General features: G+C 67.2%; 20 protein-coding genes. 17 read left to right on the forward strand and 3 right to left on the reverse strand.

Annotation, left to right across the window (positions count from 1 at the left end):
- The first annotated feature begins 61 nt into the window (after positions 1 to 61).
- Complete coding sequence (locus QZM67_RS38085; protein WP_175026618.1) at positions 62 to 1,129, forward strand: homocysteine S-methyltransferase family protein; 1,068 nt, start codon at positions 62 to 64, stop codon at positions 1,127 to 1,129.
- A 41-nt stretch (positions 1,130 to 1,170) separates the two neighbouring features.
- Positions 1,171 to 3,888 (forward strand): methionine synthase, encoded by a 2,718-nt coding sequence (gene metH, locus QZM67_RS38090; protein WP_175026619.1) that lies wholly within the window; start codon positions 1,171 to 1,173, stop codon positions 3,886 to 3,888.
- Positions 3,889 to 3,979: 91 nt separating this feature from the next.
- On the opposite strand, the gene QZM67_RS38095 is transcribed toward metH, so the two are convergent.
- On the reverse strand, positions 3,980 to 4,303 hold the full coding sequence (locus QZM67_RS38095) for a DUF1840 domain-containing protein (RefSeq protein ID WP_043187107.1): 324 nt from the start codon (positions 4,301 to 4,303) through the stop codon (positions 3,980 to 3,982).
- A 200-nt stretch (positions 4,304 to 4,503) separates the two neighbouring features.
- Between QZM67_RS38095 and argS the strand changes: the two genes are divergently transcribed.
- From argS to QZM67_RS38125, 6 genes are all read left to right on the forward strand, one after another.
- Positions 4,504 to 6,285, forward strand: coding sequence for an arginine--tRNA ligase (argS, locus tag QZM67_RS38100; RefSeq protein ID WP_174961707.1), 1,782 nt, complete (start codon positions 4,504 to 4,506; stop codon positions 6,283 to 6,285).
- A gap of 106 nt (positions 6,286 to 6,391) precedes the next feature.
- On the forward strand, positions 6,392 to 7,327 hold the full coding sequence (locus QZM67_RS38105; protein ID WP_043187103.1) for an SPOR domain-containing protein: 936 nt from the start codon (positions 6,392 to 6,394) through the stop codon (positions 7,325 to 7,327).
- A gap of 69 nt (positions 7,328 to 7,396) precedes the next feature.
- Positions 7,397 to 8,035, forward strand: coding sequence for a thiol:disulfide interchange protein DsbA/DsbL (locus QZM67_RS38110; RefSeq protein WP_011353364.1), 639 nt, complete (start codon positions 7,397 to 7,399; stop codon positions 8,033 to 8,035).
- A gap of 19 nt (positions 8,036 to 8,054) precedes the next feature.
- Entirely contained in the window at positions 8,055 to 8,828 is a 774-nt protein-coding gene (locus QZM67_RS38115) for an SDR family oxidoreductase (RefSeq protein ID WP_043187101.1), read from the forward strand.
- A 497-nt stretch (positions 8,829 to 9,325) separates the two neighbouring features.
- Complete coding sequence (locus QZM67_RS38120) at positions 9,326 to 10,921, forward strand: ABC transporter substrate-binding protein (protein ID WP_301811278.1); 1,596 nt, start codon at positions 9,326 to 9,328, stop codon at positions 10,919 to 10,921.
- Positions 10,922 to 11,121: 200 nt separating this feature from the next.
- The gene (locus tag QZM67_RS38125) at positions 11,122 to 12,768 is read left to right on the forward strand and encodes an ABC-F family ATP-binding cassette domain-containing protein (protein WP_301811281.1); all 1,647 of its coding nucleotides are present in this window, start codon (positions 11,122 to 11,124) and stop codon (positions 12,766 to 12,768) included.
- Between the two features lie 16 nt (positions 12,769 to 12,784).
- Here the strand turns inward: QZM67_RS38125 and QZM67_RS38130 are convergent, their stop codons facing one another.
- On the reverse strand, positions 12,785 to 13,864 hold the full coding sequence (locus QZM67_RS38130; protein WP_043187096.1) for an MBL fold metallo-hydrolase: 1,080 nt from the start codon (positions 13,862 to 13,864) through the stop codon (positions 12,785 to 12,787).
- Positions 13,865 to 14,168: 304 nt separating this feature from the next.
- On the opposite strand from QZM67_RS38130, the gene aceK reads away from it, so the two are divergent.
- The 9 genes from aceK to bioB all read left to right on the forward strand — a co-directional run bounded on the left by aceK (position 14,169) and on the right by bioB (position 24,375).
- Positions 14,169 to 15,986, forward strand: a complete 1,818-nt coding sequence (gene aceK, locus QZM67_RS38135; protein ID WP_301811285.1) for a bifunctional isocitrate dehydrogenase kinase/phosphatase — start codon at positions 14,169 to 14,171, stop codon at positions 15,984 to 15,986.
- A 55-nt stretch (positions 15,987 to 16,041) separates the two neighbouring features.
- On the forward strand, positions 16,042 to 16,809 hold the full coding sequence (gene can / locus QZM67_RS38140; RefSeq protein WP_301811288.1) for a carbonate dehydratase: 768 nt from the start codon (positions 16,042 to 16,044) through the stop codon (positions 16,807 to 16,809).
- Between the two features lie 97 nt (positions 16,810 to 16,906).
- A complete protein-coding gene (locus QZM67_RS38145) occupies positions 16,907 to 17,584 on the forward strand; it encodes an SDR family oxidoreductase (protein WP_043187090.1) in 678 nt (225 codons plus the stop codon).
- Between the two features lie 37 nt (positions 17,585 to 17,621).
- A complete protein-coding gene (locus tag QZM67_RS38150; RefSeq protein WP_301811291.1) occupies positions 17,622 to 18,059 on the forward strand; it encodes a YchJ family protein in 438 nt (145 codons plus the stop codon).
- A gap of 106 nt (positions 18,060 to 18,165) precedes the next feature.
- Positions 18,166 to 19,440: a dienelactone hydrolase family protein gene (locus QZM67_RS38155; protein WP_175025479.1), complete on the forward strand. Its 1,275-nt coding sequence runs from the start codon at positions 18,166 to 18,168 to the stop codon at positions 19,438 to 19,440.
- Between the two features lie 514 nt (positions 19,441 to 19,954).
- Positions 19,955 to 21,301: an adenosylmethionine--8-amino-7-oxononanoate transaminase gene (bioA, locus tag QZM67_RS38160; protein WP_301811299.1), complete on the forward strand. Its 1,347-nt coding sequence runs from the start codon at positions 19,955 to 19,957 to the stop codon at positions 21,299 to 21,301.
- Positions 21,298 to 22,584: an 8-amino-7-oxononanoate synthase gene (gene bioF / locus QZM67_RS38165; protein WP_301811302.1), complete on the forward strand. Its 1,287-nt coding sequence runs from the start codon at positions 21,298 to 21,300 to the stop codon at positions 22,582 to 22,584. Before bioA ends, bioF begins: the two co-directional genes overlap by 4 nt.
- Positions 22,581 to 23,300, forward strand: a complete 720-nt coding sequence (gene bioD / locus QZM67_RS38170; protein WP_301811305.1) for a dethiobiotin synthase — start codon at positions 22,581 to 22,583, stop codon at positions 23,298 to 23,300. Before bioF ends, bioD begins: the two co-directional genes overlap by 4 nt.
- Before the next feature lie 55 nt (positions 23,301 to 23,355).
- On the forward strand, positions 23,356 to 24,375 hold the full coding sequence (gene bioB, locus QZM67_RS38175; protein WP_301811307.1) for a biotin synthase BioB: 1,020 nt from the start codon (positions 23,356 to 23,358) through the stop codon (positions 24,373 to 24,375).
- Between the two features lie 21 nt (positions 24,376 to 24,396).
- Here bioB and QZM67_RS38180 read toward each other — a convergent pair.
- The coding region (locus QZM67_RS38180) for a hypothetical protein (RefSeq protein ID WP_301811310.1) at positions 24,397 to 24,683 on the reverse strand (287 nt) is incomplete at its 5' end.

Raw genomic sequence — 24,683 nt, forward strand, 5'->3', positions numbered from 1 at the left:
GGCGGGCCCCAGGCGCACCGGCTACAATGACGGTTTTCCCGTCTTCGCCGGTCCTTCGCCCATGTCTGCGACTCCTCTCGCCGCTTCCGTCCCGCTCGACGCGCCCTACACGCGCGGCGCCGCTCTGCCCGCGCTGCTGACATCGCGCATCCTGATCCTCGACGGCGCGATGGGCACGATGATCCAGCGCTACAAGCTCGACGAAGCCGCGTATCGTGGCGAGCGCTTCAAGGATTTCGCGCGCGACATCAAGGGCAACAACGAACTGCTGTCGATCACGCAGCCGCAGATCATCCGCGAGATCCACGACCAGTACTTCGCGGCCGGCGCCGACATCGTCGAGACCAACACGTTCGGCGCGACGACCGTCGCGCAGTCCGACTACGAGATGGAAGATCTCGTCGTCGAGATGAACATCGAATCGGCAAAGCTCGCACGCGAAGCGGCCGAGAAATACGCGACGCCGGACAAGCCGCGCTTCGTCGCGGGCGCGATCGGACCGACGCCGAAGACAGCGAGCATCTCGCCGGACGTCAACGATCCCGGCGCACGCAACGTCACGTTCGACGAGCTGCGCACGTCGTACTACCAGCAGGCGAAGGCGCTGCTCGATGGCGGCGTCGACCTGTTCCTCGTCGAGACGATCTTCGACACGCTGAATGCGAAGGCTGCGCTGTTCGCGCTCGACGAGCTGTTCGAGGACACCGGCGAGCGCCTGCCGATCATGATCTCGGGCACCGTCACCGATGCGTCGGGCCGGATCCTGTCGGGCCAGACGGTCGAGGCGTTCTGGAATTCGCTGCGCCACGCGAAGCCGCTCACGTTCGGCCTGAACTGCGCGCTCGGCGCGGCGCTGATGCGCCCGTACATCGCCGAGCTCGCGAAGCTGTGCGACACCTACGTGTCGTGCTACCCGAACGCGGGCCTGCCGAACCCGATGGCCGAGACGGGCTTCGACGAAACGCCGGACGTCACGTCGGGCCTGCTGAAGGAATTCGCGCAAGCCGGGCTCGTGAACCTCGCGGGCGGCTGCTGCGGCACGACGCCCGAACACATCGCCGAGATCGCGAAGGCGCTCGCCGACGTGAAGCCGCGCCGCTGGCCGAACCAGTACAGCGACAACGCCTGACCCGACCGCCCACGCCCTTCATCACCAGAATTCGCACCGCCATGACCGATCACATGATGCGCCTTGCCGGCCTCGAGCCGTTCAACGTCACGCCCGGGACGCTCTTCATCAACGTCGGCGAACGCACCAACGTCACCGGCTCGAAGGCGTTCGCGCGCATGATCCTCAACGGCCAGTTCGACGAGGCGCTCGCCGTCGCGCGCCAGCAGGTCGAGAACGGCGCGCAGGTGATCGACATCAACATGGACGAGGCGATGCTCGATTCGAAGGCGGCGATGGTGCGCTTCCTGAATCTCATCGCATCCGAGCCGGACATCGCACGCGTGCCGATCATGATCGACTCGTCGAAGTGGGAAGTGATCGAGGCGGGCCTGAAGTGCGTGCAGGGCAAGGCGATCGTCAACTCGATCTCGCTGAAGGAAGGCGAGGACGCGTTCCGCCACCACGCGCACCTGATCCGCCGCTACGGCGCGGCGGCCGTCGTGATGGCGTTCGACGAGACCGGCCAGGCCGACACCTACGAGCGCAAGATCGAGATCTGCACGCGCTCGTACAACTTCCTCGTGAACGAAGTCGGTTTCCCGCCGGAAGACATCATCTTCGACCCGAACATCTTCGCGGTCGCGACCGGCATCGAGGAGCACAACAACTACGCGGTCGATTTCATCGAGGCGACCCGCTGGATCAAGCAGAACCTGCCGCACGCGAAGATCAGCGGCGGCGTGTCGAACGTGTCGTTCTCGTTCCGCGGCAACGACCCGGTGCGCGAGGCGATCCACACCGTGTTCCTGTACCACGCGATCCAGGCGGGGATGGACATGGGCATCGTCAACGCGGGCCAGCTCGGCGTGTATGCCGACCTCGATCCGGAGCTGCGCGAGCGCGTCGAGGACGTGATCCTGAACCGCCGCGACGATTCGACCGACCGCCTGCTCGAGATCGCCGACAAGTTCAAGGCAGGGGGTGCGAAAAAGGAAGAGAACCTCGAGTGGCGCAACCAGCCGGTCGAGAAGCGGCTCTCGCATGCGCTGGTGCACGGCATCACGAACTTCATCGTCGAAGATACCGAAGAAGTGCGTGCGAAGATCGCCGCGGCCGGTGGCCGACCGATCAACGTGATCGAAGGGCCGCTGATGGACGGGATGAACATCGTCGGCGACCTGTTCGGCCAGGGCAAGATGTTCCTGCCGCAGGTGGTGAAGTCGGCGCGCGTGATGAAGCAGGCGGTCGCACACCTGATCCCGTTCATCGAGGAAGAAAAACGCCTGCTCGCGGAAGCGGGCGGCGACGTGCGCGCGAAGGGCAAGATCGTCATCGCGACCGTGAAGGGCGACGTGCACGACATCGGCAAGAACATCGTGTCGGTCGTGCTCCAGTGCAACAACTTCGAAGTCGTCAACATGGGCGTGATGGTCCCGTGTAACGAGATCCTCGCGAAGGCGAAGGTCGAGGGCGCGGACATCATCGGGCTGTCGGGCCTCATCACGCCGAGCCTCGAGGAAATGGCCTACGTCGCGTCCGAAATGCAGCGCGACGACTACTTCCGCGTGAAGAAGATCCCGCTGCTGATCGGCGGCGCCACGACGTCGCGCGTGCACACGGCCGTGAAGATCGCGCCGCACTACGAAGGCCCGGTGGTCTACGTGCCGGACGCGTCGCGCTCGGTGTCGGTCGCGTCGAGCCTGCTGTCCGACGAAGGCGCGACGAAGTACCTCGACGAGCTGAAGTCCGACTACGAACGGATCCGCGACCAGCACGCGAACCGCAAGGCGCAGCCGATGGTCACGCTCGCCGACGCGCGCGCGAACAAGACCAAGGTCGACTGGGCGGGCTACCAGCCGGTGAAGCCGAAGTTCATCGGCCGCCGCGTGTTCAAGAACTACGACCTGAACGAGCTCGCGCAGTACATCGACTGGGGCCCGTTCTTCCAGACCTGGGACCTCGCGGGCCCGTACCCGGCGATCCTGAACGACGAGATCGTCGGCGAATCGGCGCGCCGCGTGTTCTCCGACGCGAAATCGATGCTCGCGCGCCTGATTCAGGGCCGCTGGCTGACCGCGAGCGGCGTGCTCTCGCTGCTGCCGGCGAATACCGTCAACGACGACGACATCGAGATCTACAGCGACGAGTCGCGCTCGGAAGTGCTGCTCACGTGGCGCAACCTGCGCCAGCAGAGCGTGCGCCCGGTGGTCGACGGCGTGATGCGGCCGAACCGCTCGCTCGCCGACTTCATCGCACCGAAGGAATCGGGCGTCGCCGACTACATCGGGATGTTCGCGGTAACGGCCGGCCTCGGCGTCGACGTGAAGGAAAAGCAGTTCGAAGCCGACCACGACGACTACAGCGCGATCATGCTGAAGGCGCTCGCCGACCGCTTCGCGGAAGCCTTCGCGGAAGCGATGCACGCCCGCGTACGGCGCGAGCTGTGGGGCTACGCGAGCGGTGAAACGCTCGACAACGAAGCGCTGATCGCGGAAAAGTACGCGGGTATCCGCCCGGCACCCGGCTACCCGGCCTGCCCCGACCACCTCGTGAAGCGCGACATGTTCGACGTGCTGCGCGCGGACGAGATCGGCATGAGCGTGACCGACTCGCTGGCGATGCTGCCGGCTGCGAGCGTGTCGGGCTTCTATCTCGCGCATCCGGACAGCACCTACTTCTCGGTCGGTAAAATCGGGCAGGATCAGCTCGAGGACTACGCGCAGCGCATGGCGCTGTCGCTCGACGACGCGCGCCGCGCGCTCGCACCGCAGCTCTGATCACCCCATTTTCATCAGACAAAATAAAAGCCCGCTCGGAAGCGGGCTTTTTCTTGTCTTACTAACCTTTCGTACTGCCGGGCAAGGAAGCTCAGAAACCCCAGTGCACGTCGGCCTGGCCGGCCTTCGCTTCGCGCAGCATCGTGAGGAACGGCGCGACGCGCTGTGCCAGGCTCGGCGGCACTTCGTGGTGCGAGTGGTCGGCTTCGTCCTCGTGGAAATGGCCGGCATGCTCGGCGCGTTCCTGCTTCGCCTGCGCGACCGCGCCTTCCAGCTTGGCGATCGCGTGGTCCAGCTCGTCGTGCGTAATCACACCGCGCTCGCCCAGCTGCTTGCCGACGAGACCCAGCACATACACGGCGAAATCCTTCAGCACGTCGAGATCCTGTGCCGCCTTGCTCTTGAACGTAATCATGACAATTCCCTTTTCATCTTGTTGTGCCTGCGCAGCGCGGTTGGGGAACGCCGGCAGACCGGCGTCCGGCCTCGCGGACACGGGCCGCCTGAGCGGCATATTAGCACCTGTTAAAATTCTGCGATCCCTGAAACGCGCGCTTAAAAAGCGTGCCGGCGGGCCGGCGTTTCCGGCCGCCACCAACGAAGCCTTCTACCAGCATGCTGCCAGCACACAAACAGACCCTCGAAGCCCTGCTCGCGGATAGCGTCAAGCAGGTCGCACACGCGCTGAAAGGCGCCGACGCCGCGTTCGTCGCCCCCGCCATCACGCTGGAGCGCCCGAAGGTCGCCGCGCACGGCGACGTCGCGTGCAACGTCGCGATGCAGCTCGCGAAGCCGCTCGGCACGAACCCGCGCCAGCTCGCCGAGCAGATCGTCGCCGCCCTCACCGCCCAGCCGGGCGCGCAAGGCCTCGTCGAAGCCGCCGAGATCGCCGGCCCCGGCTTCATCAACCTGCGCCTGTCGGCCGCCGCGAAGCAGGCGGTGATCGCCGCCGTGTTCGACCAGGGCCGCGCGTTCGGCACGTCGGATCGCGAGAAAGGCAAGCAAGTGTTGCTCGAATTCGTGTCGGCCAACCCGACCGGCCCGCTGCACGTCGGCCACGGCCGCCAGGCCGCGCTCGGCGACGTGCTCGCGAACGTGATCGCGAGCCAGGGCTACGCGGTGCACCGCGAGTTCTACTACAACGACGCGGGCGTGCAGATCGGCAACCTCGCGATCTCGACGCAGGCGCGCGCACGCGGCCTGAAGCCGGGCGACGCGGGCTGGCCGGAAGCCGCGTACAACGGCGAATACATCGCCGACATCGCACGCGACTTCCTGAACGGCGAAACGGTCGCGGCGTCGGACGGCGAACCGGTCAAGGGCACGGGCGACGTCGAGGATCTCGACGCGATCCGCAAGTTCGCGGTCACGTACCTGCGTCGCGAGCAGGACATGGACCTGCAGGCGTTCGGCGTAAAGTTCGACCAGTACTACCTCGAGTCGTCGCTGTACAGCGAAGGTCGCGTCGAGAAGACGGTCGACGCGCTGATCAAGGCCGGCATGACCTACGAGCAGGACGGCGCGCTGTGGCTGCGCACGACCGACGAAGGCGACGACAAGGATCGCGTGATGCGCAAGTCGGACGGCACGTACACGTACTTCGTGCCGGACGTCGCGTACCACGTGACGAAGTGGGAGCGCGGCTTCACCAAGGTGATCAACATCCAGGGTTCGGACCACCACGGCACGATCGCGCGCGTGCGCGCGGGCCTGCAGGGGCTGCACATCGGGATCCCGAAGGGCTACCCCGACTACGTGCTGCACAAGATGGTCACCGTGATGCGTGACGGCCAGGAAGTGAAGATCTCGAAGCGCGCGGGCAGCTACGTGACGGTGCGCGACCTGATCGAATGGTCGGGTGGCGCGGCGGCGGGCCAGGAAGCGGCGCCCGACCTGATCGACGAAGCGACCATCACGCGCGGCCGTGACGCGGTGCGCTTCTTCCTGATCTCGCGCAAGGCCGATACCGAGTTTGTATTCGACATCGACCTCGCGCTGAAACAGAACGACGAAAACCCGGTCTATTACGTCCAGTACGCGCACGCGCGGATCTGCTCGGTGCTCAACGAGCTGAAGTCGCGCTACAACGTCGACGTCGCGCAGTTGCCGGGCGCCGACCTGTCGCAGCTGACGAGCGCGCAAGCGGCGTCGCTGATGCAGAAGCTGGCCGAGTACCCGGACATGCTCACGCACGCGGCCAACGAACTGGCGCCGCACGCGGTCGCGTTCTACCTGCGCGACCTCGCTGGCGAATTCCACTCGTTCTACAATGCGGAGCGCGTGCTGGTCGACGACGAAGCACCGCGTAATGCGCGCGCCGCGCTCCTCGCCGCGACCCGGCAGGTGCTCGAGAACGGTCTGGCGGTGCTCGGCGTGTCCGCGCCCGCCAAGATGTAACGCAGCAAGCGGCCCGAATCGGGCAGCGAATGGCTGCGGCAGGCGCGCCCGCCGTCGGGTGCCCGTCGCGGCCTTTTCAAGATTCTTTTTGCAGGTGACTCAAGCAATGGCACAACCACGCCGAACTTCGAAGCAATCGAAACAAGCCGGAGGGACATTCCTTGGAATCGTGCTGGGCCTGATCGTCGGCCTCGCGATCGCCGTGGTGGTGGCGCTCTACATCACGCGCTCCCCGTCGCCGTTCGTGTCGAAGGTCGCGCCGCCGCCGGCCGACAACGGCGCGAGCCAGCCGCAGCAGTTCGATCCGAACCGCGCGCTGCAGGGCAAGACGCCCGGCCAGCCGGTGCCGCAGGCCGCGCAGCCCGCGCCGCCGAACACGGCGCCCGGCCAGGCCGCGAACCAGACCCAGGGCGGCCTGCTGCCCGAACCGCAGATCGTCGAAGTGCCGCCGTCGGCCAACGGGTCGAGCGGCTCGAACAATACCGGCAGCTCGAACGGCACGACCGCGTCGAACAATCCGTCGTCGGGCAACGGCGTCGCCGTCGCGCCGAAGCCGGCCGACACCACGCCGCCGCCGAAGAAGACGCAGCAAGCGCAGCAACAGCAGCAGCAACAGCAACAACAGCGCCCGCAGCAGCAGTCCGGCGGCGAGGACGACCTCGCGCGCTTCGCCGCGCAGAAGCAGGCCCAGCAAGCCGCCGCGCAAAAGCAGCAACAGCAGCAACTGGCCGCGAACACGCCGAAGCCGACCTCGTCGGCCACGGCCGCCGCGGCAGCGAAGCCGCCGACCGCGAACGATGCGAATACCGGCTACTTCCTGCAGGTGGGCGCGTACAAGACGGAAGGCGACGCCGAGCAGCAGCGCGCGCGCCTCGGCTTTCAGGGCTTCGAGTCGAAGGTGTCGAAGCGGGATGTCAGCGGCGTGACCTATTTCCGCGTACGCGTCGGCCCGTTCTCGAAGTTCGAGGAGATGAACTCGGCCCGCCAGCGCCTGTCCGATGCAGGTGTCGACACGGCGGTGATCCGTTTCACGAAGCAGTGAGCAACCGGCCGAGCCCACTCAGAACCCGTTACGTTCCGTAACCCGAGCAACTGATTCGACGTTCACAACATGAAAAAACTGCTTAGCACGCTCCTTCTGTCCCTGGGCCTGGCCGCCGGTCTCGCGCAGGCTTCGCCCGCCGCGCCGGTCGCCGGCAAGGACTTCGAGGTGATGAAGTCGCCGCAGCCGGTGTCCGCGCCGGCCGGCAAGGTCGAGGTAATCGAGTTCTTCTGGTACGGCTGCCCGCACTGCTACGAATTCGAGCCGACGATCGAGGCCTGGGTGAAAAAGCAAGGCAACAACATCGACTTCAAGCGCGTCCCGGTCGCATTCCGTGACGATTTCGTCCCGCACTCGAAGCTGTTCTACGCGGTGTCCGCGCTCGGCATCTCCGAGAAGGTCACGCCGGCGATCTTCAACGCGATCCACAAGCAGAAGAACTACCTGCTGACGCCGCAGGCGCAGGCCGACTTCCTGGCCACGCAGGGCGTCGACAAGAAGCAGTTCATGGACGCGTACAACTCGTTCAGCGTGCAGGGCGAAGTGAACCAGTCGGCCAAGCTGCTGAAGGACTACGCGATCGACGGCGTGCCGACGGTCGTCGTCCAGGGCAAGTACAAGACGGGCCCCGCTTACGCGAACAGCATCCCGGGCACCGCCCAGGTGCTGGACTTTCTCGTGAAGCAGGTTCAGGACAAGAAGCTCTGATCCCCGCCCGCGCGCCGGCATGACTACTCCGCTGAAGGTCTTCATCACCGGCGCATCGAGCGGCCTCGGCCTCGCGATGGCCGAGGAATACGCCCGCCAGGGCGCCACGCTCGCACTCGTCGCGCGACGCACCGATGCCCTCGATGCGTTCGCGCGGCGCTTCCCGAAGCTGTCCATCTCCGTCTATTCCGCCGACGTGCGCGATGCCGACGCGCTCGCGACGGCCGCCGCGTCGTTCATCGCGACGCACGGCTGCCCCGACGTCGTGATCGCGAACGCGGGCATCAGCCAGGGCGCCGTCACGGGCCAGGGCGATCTCGCGACGTTCCGCGACGTGATGGACATCAACTACTACGGGATGGTCGCGACGTTCGAGCCGTTCGTCGGCCCGATGACGGCCACGCGCCACGGCACGCTGGTCGGTGTCGCGAGCGTCGCCGGCGTGCGCGGCCTGCCCGGCTCCGGCGCGTACAGCGCGTCGAAATCGGCAGCGATCAAATATCTCGAAGCGCTGCGCGTCGAGTTGCGGCCGGCCGGCGTCGGCGTCGTGACGATCGCGCCCGGCTACATCCGCACGCCGATGACCGCGCACAACCCGTACCGGATGCCGTTCCTGATGGACGCCGACCGCTTCGCCGCGCGTGCGGCCCAGGCGATCGCGCGACAGCGCGCGTTCCGCGTGATTCCGTGGCAGATGGGTGTCGTCGCGAAAGTGCTGCACGTGCTGCCGCGCTGGCTGTACGACCGACTGTTCGAAAAGGCACCGCGCAAGCCGAAGGCCGGCGCACACTGACGCGCCAGCGAGCCGCCGGTCCGCGAAGCTTCGCGGGCCGTCTCTCCGTCTCTCCGTCTCTCCGTCTCTCCGTCTCTCCGTCTCTCCGTCTCTCCGTCTCTCCGTCTCTCCGTCTCTCCGTCTCTCCGTCTCTCCGTCTCTCCGTCTCTCCGTCTCTCCGCATCACCGCTTCACAGCACCGACGCCTGGCCGCTTCGACGCTTCGATTCGCGACACACCCGCACCGCTCCCGCGCCGTCCTCGACGCGCCGCCGTCCTGCTTGCCCAGCGCCAGCTCTCCGCCGTCCGCAGCCTCCTCCGCCCCGCCCGTCGCCCCAACACCCGTTCCGTCGCGAACGCAGCCGTTTTTCGGTCAATTCGCCGCGTTCAGGCGCCTTTTTTCACGCGTCGCGCGCTTTGACGGTATGCTATTCGCCAGCCGCGCCGGCCCTGTCCGCTTCCGGGCCGCGCCCGCATCCCGTCACCCAGCAAAAAACACAATCCACGTGGGAGATCCTATGCAGGTCAAGCTGTTCGCCGCGGCCGCGCTCGCCGCCGCCCTCGCCGTCCCCGGCCTCGTCGCCGCCAAGCCGCTCACCGTCTGCACGGAATCGAGCCCGGACGGCTTCGACGTCGTGCAGTACAACTCGCTCGTCACGACCAACGCATCGGCCGACGTGATCTTCAACACGCTCGTGTCGTACGACGAAGCCGCGAAGAAAGTCGCGCCCGCGCTCGCCGACAAATGGGACGCGAGCGCCGACGGCCTCACCTACACGTTCCACCTGCGCCCGAACGTCGCGTTCCAGACCACCGAATACTTCAAGCCGACCCGAGCGCTCAACGCGGACGACGTCGTGTTCACGTTCAGCCGGATGCTCGACGATGCGAACCCGTGGCACAAGGTGGCCGGCGCGAGCGGTTTCCCGCACGCGCAGTCGATGGGCCTCGTGAAGCTCGTGAAGTCGGTCACGAAGGTCGACGACAGCACCGTGAAGTTCGTGCTGAACGAGCCGAACGCGACCTTCGTGCCGATCCTGACGATGGGCTTCGCGTCGATCTACTCGGCCGAATACGCGGACCAGCTGCTGAAGGCCGGCAAGCAGGCCGACCTGAACGCGAAGCCGGTCGGCACGGGCCCGTTCGTGCTGAAGAGCTACACGAAGGACGCGCTGATCCGCTACGACGTGAACCCGACCTACTGGGGCACGAAGCCGAAGGTCGACCGGCTGATCTATGCGATCACGCCCGACCCGTCGGTGCGCCTGCAGAAAGTGAAGGCCGGCGAATGCCAGATCGCGCTGTCGCCGAAACCGCAGGACGTGCTCGCGGCGAAGGGCGAAAGCGCGCTGAAGGTCGTGCAGACGCCCGCGTTCATGACCGCGTTCGTCGCGCTGAACACGCAGAAGAAGCCGCTCGACAACGACAAGGTGCGCGAAGCGCTGAACCTCGCGTTCGACCGCGCGACCTACCTGAAGGTCGTGTTCGACAACACCGCGACGGCCGCGAACAACCCGTATCCGCCGAACACGTGGAGCTACGCGAAGGACGTCGCGCCGTATGCGTACGATCCCGCGAAAGCGAAGCAGCTGCTCGCACAAGCCGGCTTCCCGAACGGCTTCTCGACGACGATCTGGACGCGCCCGACCGGCAGCGTGCTGAACCCGAATCCGAAGGTCGGCGCGGAGCTGCTGCAGGCCGACCTCGCGAAGATCGGCGTGAAGGCCGAGGTCAAGGTGATCGAATGGGGCGAGCTGATCAAGCAGGCGAAGCTCGGCCAGCATGACATGCTGTTCATGGGCTGGGCCGGCGACAACGGCGATCCGGACAACTACCTGTCGCCGCTGTTCAGCTGCAACGCGGTGAAATCGGGCATCAACTTCGCGCGCTTCTGCGACGCGCAGCTCGATAAGCTGATCGCCGACGGCAAGTCGACCGCCGACCAGGCCAAGCGCGCGAAGCTGTACGAAGCGGCGCAGAAGATCATCCACGACCAGGCGCTGTGGATTCCGCTCGGCTATCCGACCGCGGCTGCGCTCACGCGCACGAACGTGAGCGGCTATCACGTGAGCCCGTTCGGGCGGCAGAACTTCACGACCGTCGCCGTGCAGTAACGCGACCCTCGCGCGTGGCGCGCAAGCGACGGTGCGTCGGGCCGCTCGCTTGCGGCCCGCGCGCCACGCGCGCTACACTGCGCGCTCATTCCTCATACCGGACGCCAGCCAAAGTGAACAACTAAGCCTTCCCAAAATGTTTTCGCCGCCGTGCCACGCACGCCGCGCGCGAAGGTCTTCACGCATTTTTGGAGGTGCTTATGGCTGCTGCCACGCCCACCGGCGCGCTCGTCGCGCTTCATCACGTTTCCTTCCGCTTCGACGACGGCGTCACGCTGTTCGATTCGCTCGACCTCTCGATCGACCGCACGCCGACCGGCATCGTCGGCCGCAACGGCATCGGCAAGAGCCAGCTCGCGCAACTGATCGCGGGGCGCTGCGCACCGAGTTCGGGAACGATCGACCGGCACACGCCAGTCGTCTACGTCGCGCAGCAGCATGACGACGACACTGCGTCGGCCGGCCCGCGAACCGTCGCGCAGATCGCCGCGCTCGACGCGCCGCTCGGCGCACTCGCGCGTCTCGCCGACGGCCGCGCGGAACCGCACGACTTCGACCTGATCGGCGATCGCTGGGATCTCGCGGAGCGGCTGCGCACCGCGCTCGACGCAGCCGGCCTGCACGACGTACAACCCGATACGCCCGCGCACGCGCTGAGCGGCGGGCAGCTTGCGCGCGTCGCGCTGATCGGCGCGCTGCTGTCCGGCGCGGGCCTGCTCGTGCTCGACGAACCGACCAACCATCTCGACACGCCGGGCCGCGCGTGGCTGCGCGCGGCGCTCGACGGCTGGCGCGGCGGCCTCGTCATCGTGAGCCATGATCGTGCGCTGCTCGCCGACGTGCAGCGCATCGTCGAGCTGACGCCGCAAGGCGTGCGCTCGTTCGGCGGCAACTACGCGCTCTACCGCGCGCAGCGCGACGCGGAACAGGATGCCGCGCAGTCTGCGCTCGACAACGCGCGTGCCGAACGCGGGCGCGTCAGGCGCAGGCTCGAACAGGAACACGACACGATCCAGCGTCACGCGGCTGCGTCGCTGCGCGACGCGAAGACGGCCAACCTGTCATCGATGGCAAAACAGAGCCGCAAGGGCGCGGCGCGCAGCATCATGGGCACGGTGCGGCGCCACCAGAACGAATTCAAGGCGACGCTCGACGAACGCGTGCAGGAAGCGGCCGCGCGCGTCGAAGCCGATGCGCCCGTGCTCGTGTCGCTGCCGGGCACCGAGGTCAGCGCACGCCGCCAGCTGTTCACGCTCGAAGGTGCGCAACTGCCGTGGCGCATCGCCAACGATGCCGACGCGATCACGTGGTCGGCCAGCGGCCCGGTACGCGTCGCATTGACCGGCCCGAACGGCTGCGGCAAATCGACGTTGCTGCGAATGCTCGCGGGCGAGCTTGCGCCGCGTTCAGGCGCATGCACGACACACGTGAGCGCCGCGTATCTCGACCAGCGGCTCGCGCTGCTCGACCCCGACCGCTCGATCGTCGAGCAACTCGGGCTGCTCGATACGCCGCTCGCCGAAGGCGACCTGCGCAGCCGTCTCGCGCTGCTGCAGCTCGACGCGGCACGCGCCACGCAGCCGGCGCGGCAACTGAGCGGCGGGGAACGGCTGAAGGCCGCGCTCGCGTGCGCGTTGTGGCGCGGCACGCCCGCGCAACTGCTGCTGCTCGACGAGCCGACCAACCATCTCGATCTCGAATCGGTGCGTGCGATCGAAGCCGCACTGGCCGGCTTCCCCGGTGCGATCGTGGTCGCGTCGCACGACACCGCGTTTCTCGCGGCGCTCGACCCGACGCACACGATGCAATGGCATCGCGACGGGTGGCGCTACGAACCCGTCGCATGAGGAGAACGACGCGGTATCAGCCGGCGGTGCGGAACCGCAGCACGCCGTCGTCGCCCTGCTCGCGCACGAGCTCGCCCGCGAGCCACAGCAGGTTCAGGTGCGCGAGCGCCTCGCCGAGCGCGAACGTCATCTGGTGGATGTCGAGTTCGCGGCGGCGGAACATGATCGGCACGATGTCGGCCGCGCTCATCGGCTTTTCCGCGCACGCGACGCGCACTTCGGCCAGGCGCGCGTCGTGATGCTCGCGCAGTTGCGTGATGCGCGTGCGCACGCCGCGGAACGGCTTGCCGTGCGACGGCAGCACCAGCGTATCGGGCGCCATCGTCTCGTAGCGGCCGAGCGACTGCAGGTACAGCGCGAGCGGGTTCGCTTCCGGCTCGAGGTCGAACACGGACACGTTCGTCGAGATGCGCGGCAGCACCATGTCGCCGGAGATCAGCACGCCGTCCGCTTCGCTGTGCAGCGCGCAATGTTCAGGTGAATGGCCGAAGCCGGTCACGACGCGCCACGTGCGCGCGCCGATCGTCACCGCATCGCCTTCACGCAGGCGCCGGTAGCGCGGCGGCACGGCCGGCACGAGATCCGAGTAGTAGTTGCGGCGGTTGCGCAGCTTGTCGAGCGCAGCCGGATCGGTCAGCCCGTGGCGGGCGAAATGATCGGCCGCCGCCGCGCCGCCCGCGTTCGAACCGTTGCCGGCCGCCATCAGGCAGCCGAACATGTACTCGCCAAGCGTCATCCACAGGCGCACGTTCCAGCGGCCCTTGTCGCCGCCCTCGCACAGCCAGTTCGCGAGGCCGAAGTGATCGGGGTGGCAGTGCGTGACGAGCACGCGCAGCACGGGCAGGCCGTCGAGATGCGTGTCGAAGATCTGCTCCCAGTGCGTGCGGATCGCATCCGACGCGATCCCGCTGTCGACGATCGTCCAGCCGGCCTGCCCGTCGATCTCGTCGCGCAGCAACCAGAGGTTGATGTGATCAAGCGAGAACGGCAACGGCATGCGCAGCCAGCGCACGCCGGGCGCGACCTCGAACGTGTCGCCCGCGGCGGGCAGCGTGTCGGCGAAGGGATAGTCGAGTTGGTGTTCCAGTGCGTTCATCGGTGGGGCGTCTCGTCGTTATCGGTGCGGATGCGCGCCGGCGGCAGGCCGCGGCGGGCGGTGCGTCGATTCTATCGCCGTCGCGCGAAACGCGTGCCCGGCGGCGGCCGACCCGTCAAAAAAAGTTCGTGCCAGAATCGGTTCCGTACCCGTATCTTTACGCGAAGATGCACCGAACGGTATCCAACGGCGGACAACCCGCCGCCTGCCCGCCGGCTGCGGATCGCCGCAAAGCCCTTGAACCGCCCGCTTGGGCGCTAAAATGGCGAGTGCTTACAGCCCCTCCCGAACGAGCCTGCACGCGATGAATCACTTCCCCAAACTGCTGTCTTCGCAGATCGGTTTCGACGTCGCGCAGACGATGCTCGAAAACTTCGACCGTCACTACCGGATCTTCCGCGAGGCGGCCGACGAAGCGAAGACGCTGTACGAGCACGGCGACTGGCACGGGCTGCAGCGGCTCGCACGCGAGCGGATCACGTCGTACGACGATCGCGTGAAGGAATGCGTCGAGGTGCTGGAAGACGAATACGACGCGGAGAACATCGACGACGAAGTGTGGCAGCAGATCAAGCTGCACTACATCGGCCTGCTCACGTCGCACCGCCAGCCCGAGTGCGCGGAGACCTTCTTCAATTCGGTGTGCTGCAAGATCCTGCACCGCTCGTACTTCAGCAACGATTTCATCTTCGTGCGCCCGGCGATCTCGACCGAGTATCTCGAGAACGACGAGCCGGCCGCGAAGCCGACCTACCGCGCGTACTATCCGGGCACCGACGGGCTCGCGGCCACGCTCGAGCGCATCGTCACGAACTTCCAGCTCGAGCCGCCGTTCGACGATCTGTCGCGCGACATCGCATGCGTGATGCAGGCGATCCACGACGAATTCGGCCACTTCGACGAAGCGCCGAATTTCCAGATCCACGTGCTGTCGTCGCTGTTCTTCCGCAACAAGAGCGCGTACATCGTCGGCCGCATCATCAACGCCGACCGCGTGCTGCCGTTCGCGGTGCCGATCCGCCACGTGCGCCCGGGCGTACTCTCGCTCGACACCGTGCTGCTGCGCCGCGACCAGCTGATGATCATCTTCGGCTTCTCGCACTCGTATTTCCTGGTCGACATGGGCGTGCCGTCCGCGTACGTCGACTTCCTGTGCACGATCATGCCCGGCAAGCCGAAGGCCGAGATCTACACGTCGGTCGGCCTGCAGAAGCAGGGCAAGAACCTGTTCTACCGCGACCTGCTGCACCATCTGTCGCATTCGAGCGACCGCTTCATCATCGCGCCCGGGATCAAGGGCCTCGTGATGCTCGTGTTCACGCTGCCGTCGTTCCCGTACGTGTTCAAGATCATCAAGGATCACTTCCCGCCGCCGAAGGAAACGACGCGCGCGCAGATCATGGAGAAGTACCAGCTCGTGAAGCGCCACGACCGCCTCGGGCGGATGGCCGACACGCTCGAATATTCGAGCGTCGCGCTGCCGCTCGCGCGGCTCGACCACGCGCTCGTGCGCGAGCTGGAAAAGGAAGTGCCGTCGCTGCTCGAATACGAGGACGGCAATCTCGTGATCGAGCACCTGTACATCGAGCGCCGGATGACGCCGCTCAACCTGTACCTGCAGAACGGCACCGATACCGACATCGAGCACGGCGTGAAGGAGTACGGCAACGCGGTGAAGGAGCTGATGAAGGCGAACATCTTCCCCGGCGACATGCTGTACAAGAACTTCGGCGTCACGCGCCACGGCCGTGTCGTGTTCTACGACTACGACGAGATCGAATACCTGACCGACTGCAACGTGCGCCGCGTGCCGGCGCCGCGCAACGAGGAAGACGAACTGTCCGGCGAACCGTGGTATACCGTCGGCCCGCACGACATCTTTCCGGAGACCTACGGGCCGTTCCTGCTCGGCGACCCGCGCGTGCGCGACGTCTTCATGAAGCATCACGCGGACTTTTTCGATCCCGCGCTGTGGCAGGCCAGCAAGGACAAGCTGATCCAGGGCGAATTGCCCGACTTTTATCCGTACGACACCGCGCTGCGCTTTTGCATGCGCTACCCCGCGCGCTTCGACGCAGCGGACCAGAACGACGGAGCAGGCGACGCGCAGCGCGCCGCCTGACGTCGACTACACCGAACCGATCGCGACCCGATTTCCGCCAACGGAATCCACACCGATGAACACCCAAGACAATCCGCTTTCACACCTGTTCGACAACAACGACGCCTGGGTCAAACGCAAGCTCGCGGACGATCCGGAGTTCTTCACGCGTCTCGCCGACCAGCAGGCGCCGGAATATCTGTGGATCGGCTGCTCGGATTCGCGCGTGCCCGCGAACCAGATCATCGGCCTGCCGCCGGGCGAAGTGTTCGTCCACCGCAATATCGCGAACGTCGTCGTGCACAGCGACCTGAACTGCCTGTCGGTGATCCAGTTCGCGGTCGACATCCTGCGCGTGAAGCACATCATGGTCGTCGGCCACTACGGCTGCTCGGGCGTGAACGCGGCGCTGCACAACCGGCGCGTCGGCCTCGCCGACAACTGGCTGCATCACGTGCAGGACGTGCGCGAACGCCACGCCGCCCTGCTCGACGAATGGCCGGTGGGCGAAGCACGCTACCGCCGCCTGATCGAGCTGAACGCGATCGAGCAGGTCGTCAACGTGTGCCGCACGACGATCGTCAACGACGCCTGGGCGCGCGGCCAGGCGCTCACCGTGCACGGGCTCGTGTACGGCGTGCATGACGGCCGGATGCGCAACCTCGGGATGGCCGTATCGAACTTCGATGCGCTCCACGAGACCTACAAGCGCTGCGTGGCCGCGCTCACCGCACGCGGCGAACATGCGCCCTACAACGACATGGTCGCCGCGGACGCCGCGCAGCTCGGCGACGTCGCGCAAGCCGTCGCCGACACGCTGAAGCCGTGCGGAGACGCGAAGTAACGCGGCGGCAACCGCGCTGGCGCAGCCGCGCGGTCCATCGAACGGATCGGATACCGGCGCGGCCGCCCCGGCGGCGCCAAGCACAGGAGCGACGGGCATGAAAACCGCATTGATCGTCGGCGCATCGCGCGGCCTTGGCCGCGAATTCGTCCGGCAATATCGGCGCGACGGCTGGAACGTGATCGCCACCGCGCGCGACGACGCATCGCTCGACGCGCTGCGCGCGCTCGGCGCGCACGCGCATGCGCTCGACATCACGCAGCCGGAGCAGATCGCGGCGCTCGGCTGGAAACTCGACGGCGAGCGGCTCGATGCGGCCGTGCTGGTGTCGGGTGTCTACGGGCCGCGCACCGAGGGCGTCGAGACGATCACCGCCGAGGATTTCGACGCGGTGATGCATACGAACGTGCGCGGGCCGATGCAGTTGCTGCCGATCGTGCTGCCGCTCGTCGAGGACGCGCGCGGCGTGCTGGCCGTCGTGTCGAGCCGGATGGGCAGCATCGCCGAGGCGACCGGCACGACCGGCTGGCTGTACCGCGCGAGCAAGGCCGCGCTGAACGACGCGCTGCGCATCGCGTCGCTGCAGACGCGCCACGCCGCGTGCATCTCGCTCCATCCCGGCTGGGTGCGCACCGACATGGGCGGCGCGCAGGCCGCGATCGATCCGGAAGCCAGCGTGACCGGCATGCGCCGCGTGATCGCCGAATCCGGCGCGGACGTGTCGCAGGCAAACGGCCGTTTCTTCCAGTACGACGGTATCGAGCTGAGCTGGTAGGCAGCCGACAACCTTGCGTCGTTAATTCCCGTTTCGCATGATTCTGAACCGACCTGACGCGTGCCCGTGCGGCGGCGCGTCCCCCACTCCCGCCGGCAAAGCGCCGGCACCCCGCTATGCGGCCTGCTGCGGCCGCTTCATCGACGGCGGCGAAGCCGCGCCGACCGCGCTCGAGTTGATGCGTTCGCGGTACAGCGCGTATGTGCTCGGCGCGACCGACTACCTGCGCGCGACCTGGGCCGCGCGCACCTGCCCGCCCGATCTCGACACCGACCCCGAAGCGCCCGACGCGCCGCGCTGGCTCGGCCTCGCGGTCAAACGCCATGCGCCGCTCGACGAACGGCACGCGGAGGTCGAATTCGTGGCCCGCTACAAGGTCGGCGGACGCGCTTACCGGCTCCACGAGACGAGCCGTTTCGAGCGCGACGAGCATGGTTTCTGGCGCTACGTCGACGGCGAAGTAAGTGAACGTTGACAAATAGTTGCTGTGTCAGACGCCGGGTAATTCCCGCATTGCACAACCCCATTTTGTCCGGCTACGATGACCTCGAATTGGTCAAGTTGCATGGCAGGGCTTACGAATGGCGTTCAGCAAGGTATTGGTGGGATGGATGGCGGCCTGTGCGCTGTCGGCCGCTCAGGCCGGTACGCTGCCGAGCGCCAATACGGGGTCGGGTGCCGGCGTCAGCGGGTCGCTCGCCCACGCCGAACGCTTCGACTACGGCAATTCGAACCTGCCGCAGGTCGCCGCCGACCTGAACGAACAGATCCTCCGCATTCCGGCCGACGCATCGGGCAACGTCACGCTCGAGGCAACGCTCTTCAAGCCGAACGGCCCCGGCCCGTTCCCGCTCGTCGTCTTCAACCACGGCAAGAACACCGGCGATCTTCATCAGCAGCCGCGCAGCCGGCCGCTCGCGTTCGCGCGCGAATTCGTGCGCCGCGGCTATGCCGTGATCGCGCCGAACCGCCAGGGCTTCGCAGGTTCGGGCGGCACGTACCAGCAGGAAGGCTGCAACGTCGGCAAGAACGGCCTCGCGCAGGCGGCTGACGTCGACGCGACGGTGCGCTACATGTCGCGCCAGTCGTATGTCGATGCGTCGCGCATCGTCGTCGCCGGCACGTCGCACGGCGGCCTCGTATCGGTCGCGTACGGCACCGAAGCCGCACCGGGCGTGCGCGGCATCATCAACTTCTCCGGCGGGCTGCGCCAGGATCTCTGCGACGGCTGGCAGAAAAACCTCGTCGACGCATTCGACCAGTACGGCGCGCACACGGCCGTGCGGTCGCTGTGGCTGTACGGCGACAACGACTCGGTGTGGACGCCCGGGCTCGTCGCGCAGATGCACGACGCGTACGTGTCGCACGGCACGCAGGCCCGGTTCATCGATTTCGGCCGCTACAAGGACGACGCGCACCGGCTGATCGTCGATCGCGACGGCGTGCCCGTGTGGTGGCCGGCCGTCAATGCGTTCCTCGCGCAGTTGAACCTGCCGACCTCGGTGCGCTACGCGGTCGCAAACCCGCACGAGCCGAAGGCGAGCGGCTATGCGTCGATCGACTCGGTCAACGCGGTGCCGTTTGTCGACGAAGCCGGCCGTGAAGGCTATCGCCGCTTCCTGAACCAGCATCCGAGCCGCGCGTTCGCGGTGTCGTCGGAAGGCGCATGGTCGTGGGCCGAAGGCGGCGACGATCCGATGGCGCTCGCGCTCGACAACTGCTCGAAGCAGGGCGCGGGTTCGTGCCGGCTGTATGCGGTCAACGACCGGGTCGTGTGGAACAACGCGACACAGACGGCCGACAACGACGACAGCAACGCAAGCGACACCGGTACGCCGGCGCTGGCTTCGCGTTGACGAGCGGCGGCCTGCGCCGCCGTTTTTCGTTTTCTCCTCCCCCCTTTTTTTCGCTTCTTCGCAGACGCGCTGCTCGTAGCGTTCGCGGCCGACGTCGCGCACGCGGCACGCACCGCATGCCGGCGTGAACACGCCTTCTAGCTGCGCCTCGCTCCGGGTGCCCTTCGTCACCTGCATGCAATCTTTCTTTCCGATCGCATGGGGGCCACATCGTCCCGCACCGCCCTTTCCCCTATCGCTCCCCGATTTCTCCCCCTGCCGCACCGCCCGACGCACGATTTTTTTCAGTTGGGGGGCTCACTCGAACGTCGTCATCTGCGGTCATTTCGGGACATCTGAACCGTACCGTCCAGAGCCGCTCCGATCTGCGCCGAACTCCCGTCCGACAAGGCTCTGCAGCGTTTGTAACCGGTAGTGCAACGGGCCGCGGAACACGCTAATCTCAGCGCGTTTCGTGTCCCGCCGCGCGGCATCCCGTCGATGCCGCGCGGCCGTTTTATCCCCCGGAGCCGCCTTGAGTACGCCAGCCACCGACGACTGGGTCGCGCGCAGCCTGCGCGCGGTCTGGCATCCCTGCACCCAGATGAAGCACCACGAGCGCCTGCCGCTCATCCCCGTCGCGCGCGGCGCGGGCCTGTGGCTGTACGACCGTGACGGCCGCCGCTACTTCGATGCGATCAGCTCGTGGTGGGTCAACCTGTTCGGCCATGCGAACCCGGACATCAACGCGGCGCTGAAAGACCAGCTCGACACGCTCGAGCACGCGATGCTCGCCGGCTGCACGCACGAACCCGCGATCGAGCTCGCGGAGCGACTGCACGCGCTCACCGCGCGCACGCTCGGCCATGCGTTCTTCGCGTCGGACGGTGCGTCGGCGGTCGAGATCGCGCTGAAGATGAGCTTCCACGCGTGGCGCAACCGCGGCCGCGCGAACAAGCAGGAATTCGTCTGTGTCGCGAACAGCTATCACGGCGAGACGATCGGCGCGCTCGGCGTGACCGACGTCGCGCTGTTCAAGGACGCGTACGACCCGCTGATTCGCCATGCGCATGTCGTCGCATCCCCCGACGCGCGCGGCGCGCTGCCGGGCGAAACGGCTGCCGACGTCGCGGGCCGCGCGCTCGCGGACGTGCGGCGCCTGTTCGTCGAACGCGGCGACCGGATCGCCGCGCTGATCGTCGAGCCGCTCGTGCAGTGCGCGGCCGGCATGGCGATGCACGATCCGTCGTACGTGCGCGGGCTGCGCGCGCTGTGCGACGAATTCGGCGTGCACCTGATCGCCGACGAAATTGCAGTCGGCTGCGGCCGCACCGGCACCTTCTTCGCGTGCGAGCAGGCCGGTGTCTGGCCCGATTTCCTGTGTCTGTCGAAAGGCATCAGCGGCGGCTACCTGCCGCTGTCGCTCGTGCTCACGCGCGACGACGTGTTCGCCGCGTTCTACGACGACGACACGACGCGCGGCTTCCTGCACTCGCATTCGTACACCGGCAACCCGCTCGCATGCCGCGCGGCGGTCGCGACGCTCGACCTGTTCGCGCGCGACGACGTGCTCGCGAGCAACGCCCGCAAATCGGCGACGCTGCGCACGGCGCTCGCGCCGCTCGATGCGCACCCGCAAGTACGCCACCTGCGCGAGCGCGGCACGCTGTTCGCGTTCGACGTCGCACTCGACGGCGACGCGGCACGCAGCTTCTCGCGTCGCTTCTTCGAACGCGCGCTGGAACGCGAGCTGCTGCTGCGCCCGATCGGCACGACCGTGTACCTGATGCCGCCGTACGTGATGAGCGACGACGACATCGCATGGCTCGCGCAAAGCACGCGCGACACGCTCGATGCGACGCTCGCGGAGATCGCACGATGACGAACCGCCTGCTCGACACCCTGCAACGCGGCCTCGCCGATCTCGACGCGCAAGGGCTGCGCCGCGTGCGCCGCACCGCCGATACCGCGTGCGATGCCCGCATGACCGTCGACGGCCGCGAGATCGTCGGCTTCGCGAGCAACGACTATCTCGGCCTCGCCGCGCATCCGGCGCTCGTCGCCGCGTTCGCCGAAGGCGCGCAGCGCTACGGCTCCGGCAGCGGCGGCTCGCACCTGCTGGGCGGCCATTCGCGTGCGCACGCGACGCTCGAGGACGAACTCGCGGCCTTCTCGGGCGGCTTCTCCGACGCACCGCGCGCGCTGTACTTCAGCACCGGCTACATGGCGAACCTCGCCGCGATGACGGCACTGACCGGCAAGGGCGCGACGATCTTCTCCGACGCGCTGAACCATGCGTCGCTGATCGACGGCATGCGGCTGTCGCGCGCGAACGTCCAGGTCTATCCGCATGCGGACACCGCCGCGCTCGCCGCGTTGCTCGACGCATCGGACGCCGAAACGAAGCTGATCGTCAGCGACACCGTGTTCAGCATGGATGGCGACCTCGCGCCGCTCGCCGAACTTGTCGCGCTGGCCGAACGCCACGGCGCGTGGCTCGTCGTCGACGATGCGCACGGCTTCGGCGTGCTCGGTCCGCAGGGCCGCGGCGCGCTCGCGGCCGCCGCCCTGCGTTCGCCGCATCTCGTGTACGTCGGCACGCTTGGCAAGGCGGCCGGCGTCGCGGGCGCATTCGTGATCGCGCACGAGACCGTGATCGAATGGATGATCCAGCGCGCGCGCAGCTACATCTTCACGACGGCCGCGCCGCCGGCCGTCGCGCACGCGGTATCGGCCAGCCTGAAGGTGATCGCGGGCGACGAAGGCGACGCGCGACGCACGCATCTCGCCGCGCTGATCGAGCGCACGCGCGCGCTGCTGCACAAGACGCGCTGGCAGCCGGTCGATTCGCACACGGCCGTGCAGCCGCTCGTGATCGGCAGCAACGACGCGACGCTCGCGGCAATGCGGGCGCTCGACGCGCACGGCCTGTGGGTGCCCGCGATCCGGCCGCCGACGGTGCCCGTCGGCACGTCGCGGCTGCGCGTGTCGCTGTCGGCCGCGCATTCGTTCGACGATCTCGCGCGGCTCGAAGCCGCGCTGATCGAAGCCAGCGACGCGCAGGCCGTGCCGGAGACAGAACAGCCCCCACGCTCACTTCGTTCGCTGCCCCCCGAGGGGGCTGCAGCCTCCCTTGGGGCGGCCCGGCGGGAGACTGCAGCATGACCGCCCCGCTCTCGCTGTTCGTCACCGGCACCGACACCGAAATCGGCAAGACCTTCGTGTCGGCCGCGCTGCTGCACGGCTTCGCGCGGCACGGCCTGCGCGCCGCCGCGCTGAAGCCCGTCGCGGCCGGCGCGTATGAACGCGACGGCGTGTGGCGCAACGAAGACGCCGACCAGCTCGACGCGGCCGCGAACGTCGTGCTGCCGCCCGAGCTGCGCACGCCGTTCCTGCTGAAAGCACCGGCCGCGCCGCATATCGTCGCCGCGCAGGAAGGCGTGACGCTCGACATCGACACGATCGTCGCGTGCCATCGCGAAGCGCTGACGCGCGCGGAGATCGTCGTCGTCGAAGGCGCCGGCGGCTTTCGCGTGCCGATGAACGACACGCGGGACATGGCCGATCTCGCGGTCGCGCTCGGCGTGCCGGTCGTGCTCGTGGTCGGCGTGCGGCTCGGCTGCATCAGCCATGCGCTGCTCACCGCCGACGCGATCGCCGCGCGTGGCCTCAAGCTCGCCGGCTGGGTCGCGAACCACGTCGATCCAGCCATGTCTTTCCCCGACGAGAACGTCGCGACGATGCGCGACTGGCTCGCCCGCGAACACGGCGCACCGCTGCTCGGCCGCATTCCGCACATGAGCCCGGCCGCCCCCGAATCCGCCGCGGCGATGCTCGACATCGCCGCGCTCGTCGATACGCTGCGCGCCGCGCAGCATTGACCCAACAGAAACAGATCCCCCGATCCCTCATCCCCGTCCAGGACAGGAAAACGATATGACCCAAGCCCAGACCGCCACCGTGCAACCCGATGCGATTCCCGTGGCCGCTCCGGCCTCGCAGCGCTGGCGCGTCGCCGACGTCGTCGCGCTGTTCGAGCTGCCGTTCAACGACCTGATCTTCCGCGCGCAGCAGGTGCACCGCGAACACTTCGACGCGAACGCGGTGCAGCTGTCGACGCTGCTGTCGATCAAGACGGGCGGCTGCGAGGAAGATTGCGGCTACTGCTCGCAATCGTCGCACCACGACACGGGCCTGAAGGCCGAAAAGCTGATGGACGTCGACGCGGTGCTCGACGCCGCGCGCGCCGCGAAGGCGAACGGCGCAAGCCGCTTCTGCATGGGCGCCGCATGGCGCAACCCGAAGGAGCGCCACATGCCGGCGCTGACCGAGATGGTGCGCGGCGTGAAGGAACTCGGTCTCGAGACCTGCATGACGCTCGGCATGCTGGAAGACGAACAGGCGCAGGAACTCGCGAGCGCGGGCCTCGACTACTACAACCACAACCTCGACACGTCGCCGGAGTTCTACGGTCAGGTGATCTCGACGCGCACCTACCAGGATCGCCTCGACACGCTCGACCGCGTACGTGACGCGGGCATCAACGTGTGCTGCGGCGGCATCATCGGGATGGGCGAATCGCGCCGCGAACGCGCGGGCCTGATCTCGCAGCTCGCGAACCTGAACCCGTATCCGGATTCGGTGCCGATCAACAACCTCGTCGCGATCGAAGGCACGCCGCTCGAGGGCACCGCACCGCTCGATCCGTTCGAATTCGTGCGCACGATCGCGGTTGCGCGGATCACGATGCCGAAGGCCGTCGTGCGCCTGTCGGCCGGCCGCGAGCAGCTCGACGACGGGCTGCAGGCGATGTGTTTCCTGGCCGGCGCGAACTCGATGTTCTACGGCGACCAGTTGCTGACGACGAGCAACCCGCAGTCGCAGAAGGACCGTGCGCTGTTCGAGCGCCTCGGGATCCGTGCGAGCGACGCGGACGCGATGTCGGCGAACGCGTAAGCCCAACGCACGGCGGATTCGTTAGCCGCATGAAAAAGCCGGGAAATGTCCCGGCTTTTTTTCGTGCATTTGACCCGTCCTGAAATAGGTTGACACTTTTTCGCCGAAGCGAAGAGGTGCCAAGTGCAACAAGGGATCAAACGAACGCAGCGGGACTACAGCCTGGCTTTTAAGCTGTCGGTGACCCGTCCTGAAATAGGTTGACACTTTTTCGCCGAAGCGAAGAGGTGCCAAGTGCAACAAGGGATCAAACGAACGCAGCGGGACTACAGCCTGGCTTTTAAGCTGTCGGTGGTGGCGCAGGTCGA

This window comes from Burkholderia sp. AU45251 (assembly GCF_030482905.1).
Lineage (GTDB): Bacteria > Pseudomonadota > Gammaproteobacteria > Burkholderiales > Burkholderiaceae > Burkholderia > Burkholderia aenigmatica.

Bases quoted from the DNA above. Each gene is read 5' to 3' on its own strand.
- QZM67_RS38085 (WP_175026618.1), top strand. From the start codon at position 62: ATGTCTGCGACTCCTCTCGCCGCTTCCGTCCCGCTCGACGCGCCCTAC.
- metH (WP_175026619.1), top strand. From the start codon at position 1,171: ATGACCGATCACATGATGCGCCTTGCCGGCCTCGAGCCGTTCAACGTC.
- QZM67_RS38095 (WP_043187107.1), bottom strand. From the start codon at position 4,303: ATGATTACGTTCAAGAGCAAGGCGGCACAGGATCTCGACGTGCTGAAG.
- argS (WP_174961707.1), top strand. From the start codon at position 4,504: ATGCTGCCAGCACACAAACAGACCCTCGAAGCCCTGCTCGCGGATAGC.
- QZM67_RS38105 (WP_043187103.1), top strand. From the start codon at position 6,392: ATGGCACAACCACGCCGAACTTCGAAGCAATCGAAACAAGCCGGAGGG.
- QZM67_RS38110 (WP_011353364.1), top strand. From the start codon at position 7,397: ATGAAAAAACTGCTTAGCACGCTCCTTCTGTCCCTGGGCCTGGCCGCC.
- QZM67_RS38115 (WP_043187101.1), top strand. From the start codon at position 8,055: ATGACTACTCCGCTGAAGGTCTTCATCACCGGCGCATCGAGCGGCCTC.
- QZM67_RS38120 (WP_301811278.1), top strand. From the start codon at position 9,326: ATGCAGGTCAAGCTGTTCGCCGCGGCCGCGCTCGCCGCCGCCCTCGCC.
- QZM67_RS38125 (WP_301811281.1), top strand. From the start codon at position 11,122: ATGGCTGCTGCCACGCCCACCGGCGCGCTCGTCGCGCTTCATCACGTT.
- QZM67_RS38130 (WP_043187096.1), bottom strand. From the start codon at position 13,864: ATGAACGCACTGGAACACCAACTCGACTATCCCTTCGCCGACACGCTG.
- aceK (WP_301811285.1), top strand. From the start codon at position 14,169: ATGAATCACTTCCCCAAACTGCTGTCTTCGCAGATCGGTTTCGACGTC.
- can (WP_301811288.1), top strand. From the start codon at position 16,042: ATGAACACCCAAGACAATCCGCTTTCACACCTGTTCGACAACAACGAC.
- QZM67_RS38145 (WP_043187090.1), top strand. From the start codon at position 16,907: ATGAAAACCGCATTGATCGTCGGCGCATCGCGCGGCCTTGGCCGCGAA.
- QZM67_RS38150 (WP_301811291.1), top strand. From the start codon at position 17,622: ATGATTCTGAACCGACCTGACGCGTGCCCGTGCGGCGGCGCGTCCCCC.
- QZM67_RS38155 (WP_175025479.1), top strand. From the start codon at position 18,166: ATGGCGTTCAGCAAGGTATTGGTGGGATGGATGGCGGCCTGTGCGCTG.
- bioF (WP_301811302.1), top strand. From the start codon at position 21,298: ATGACGAACCGCCTGCTCGACACCCTGCAACGCGGCCTCGCCGATCTC.
- bioD (WP_301811305.1), top strand. From the start codon at position 22,581: ATGACCGCCCCGCTCTCGCTGTTCGTCACCGGCACCGACACCGAAATC.
- bioB (WP_301811307.1), top strand. From the start codon at position 23,356: ATGACCCAAGCCCAGACCGCCACCGTGCAACCCGATGCGATTCCCGTG.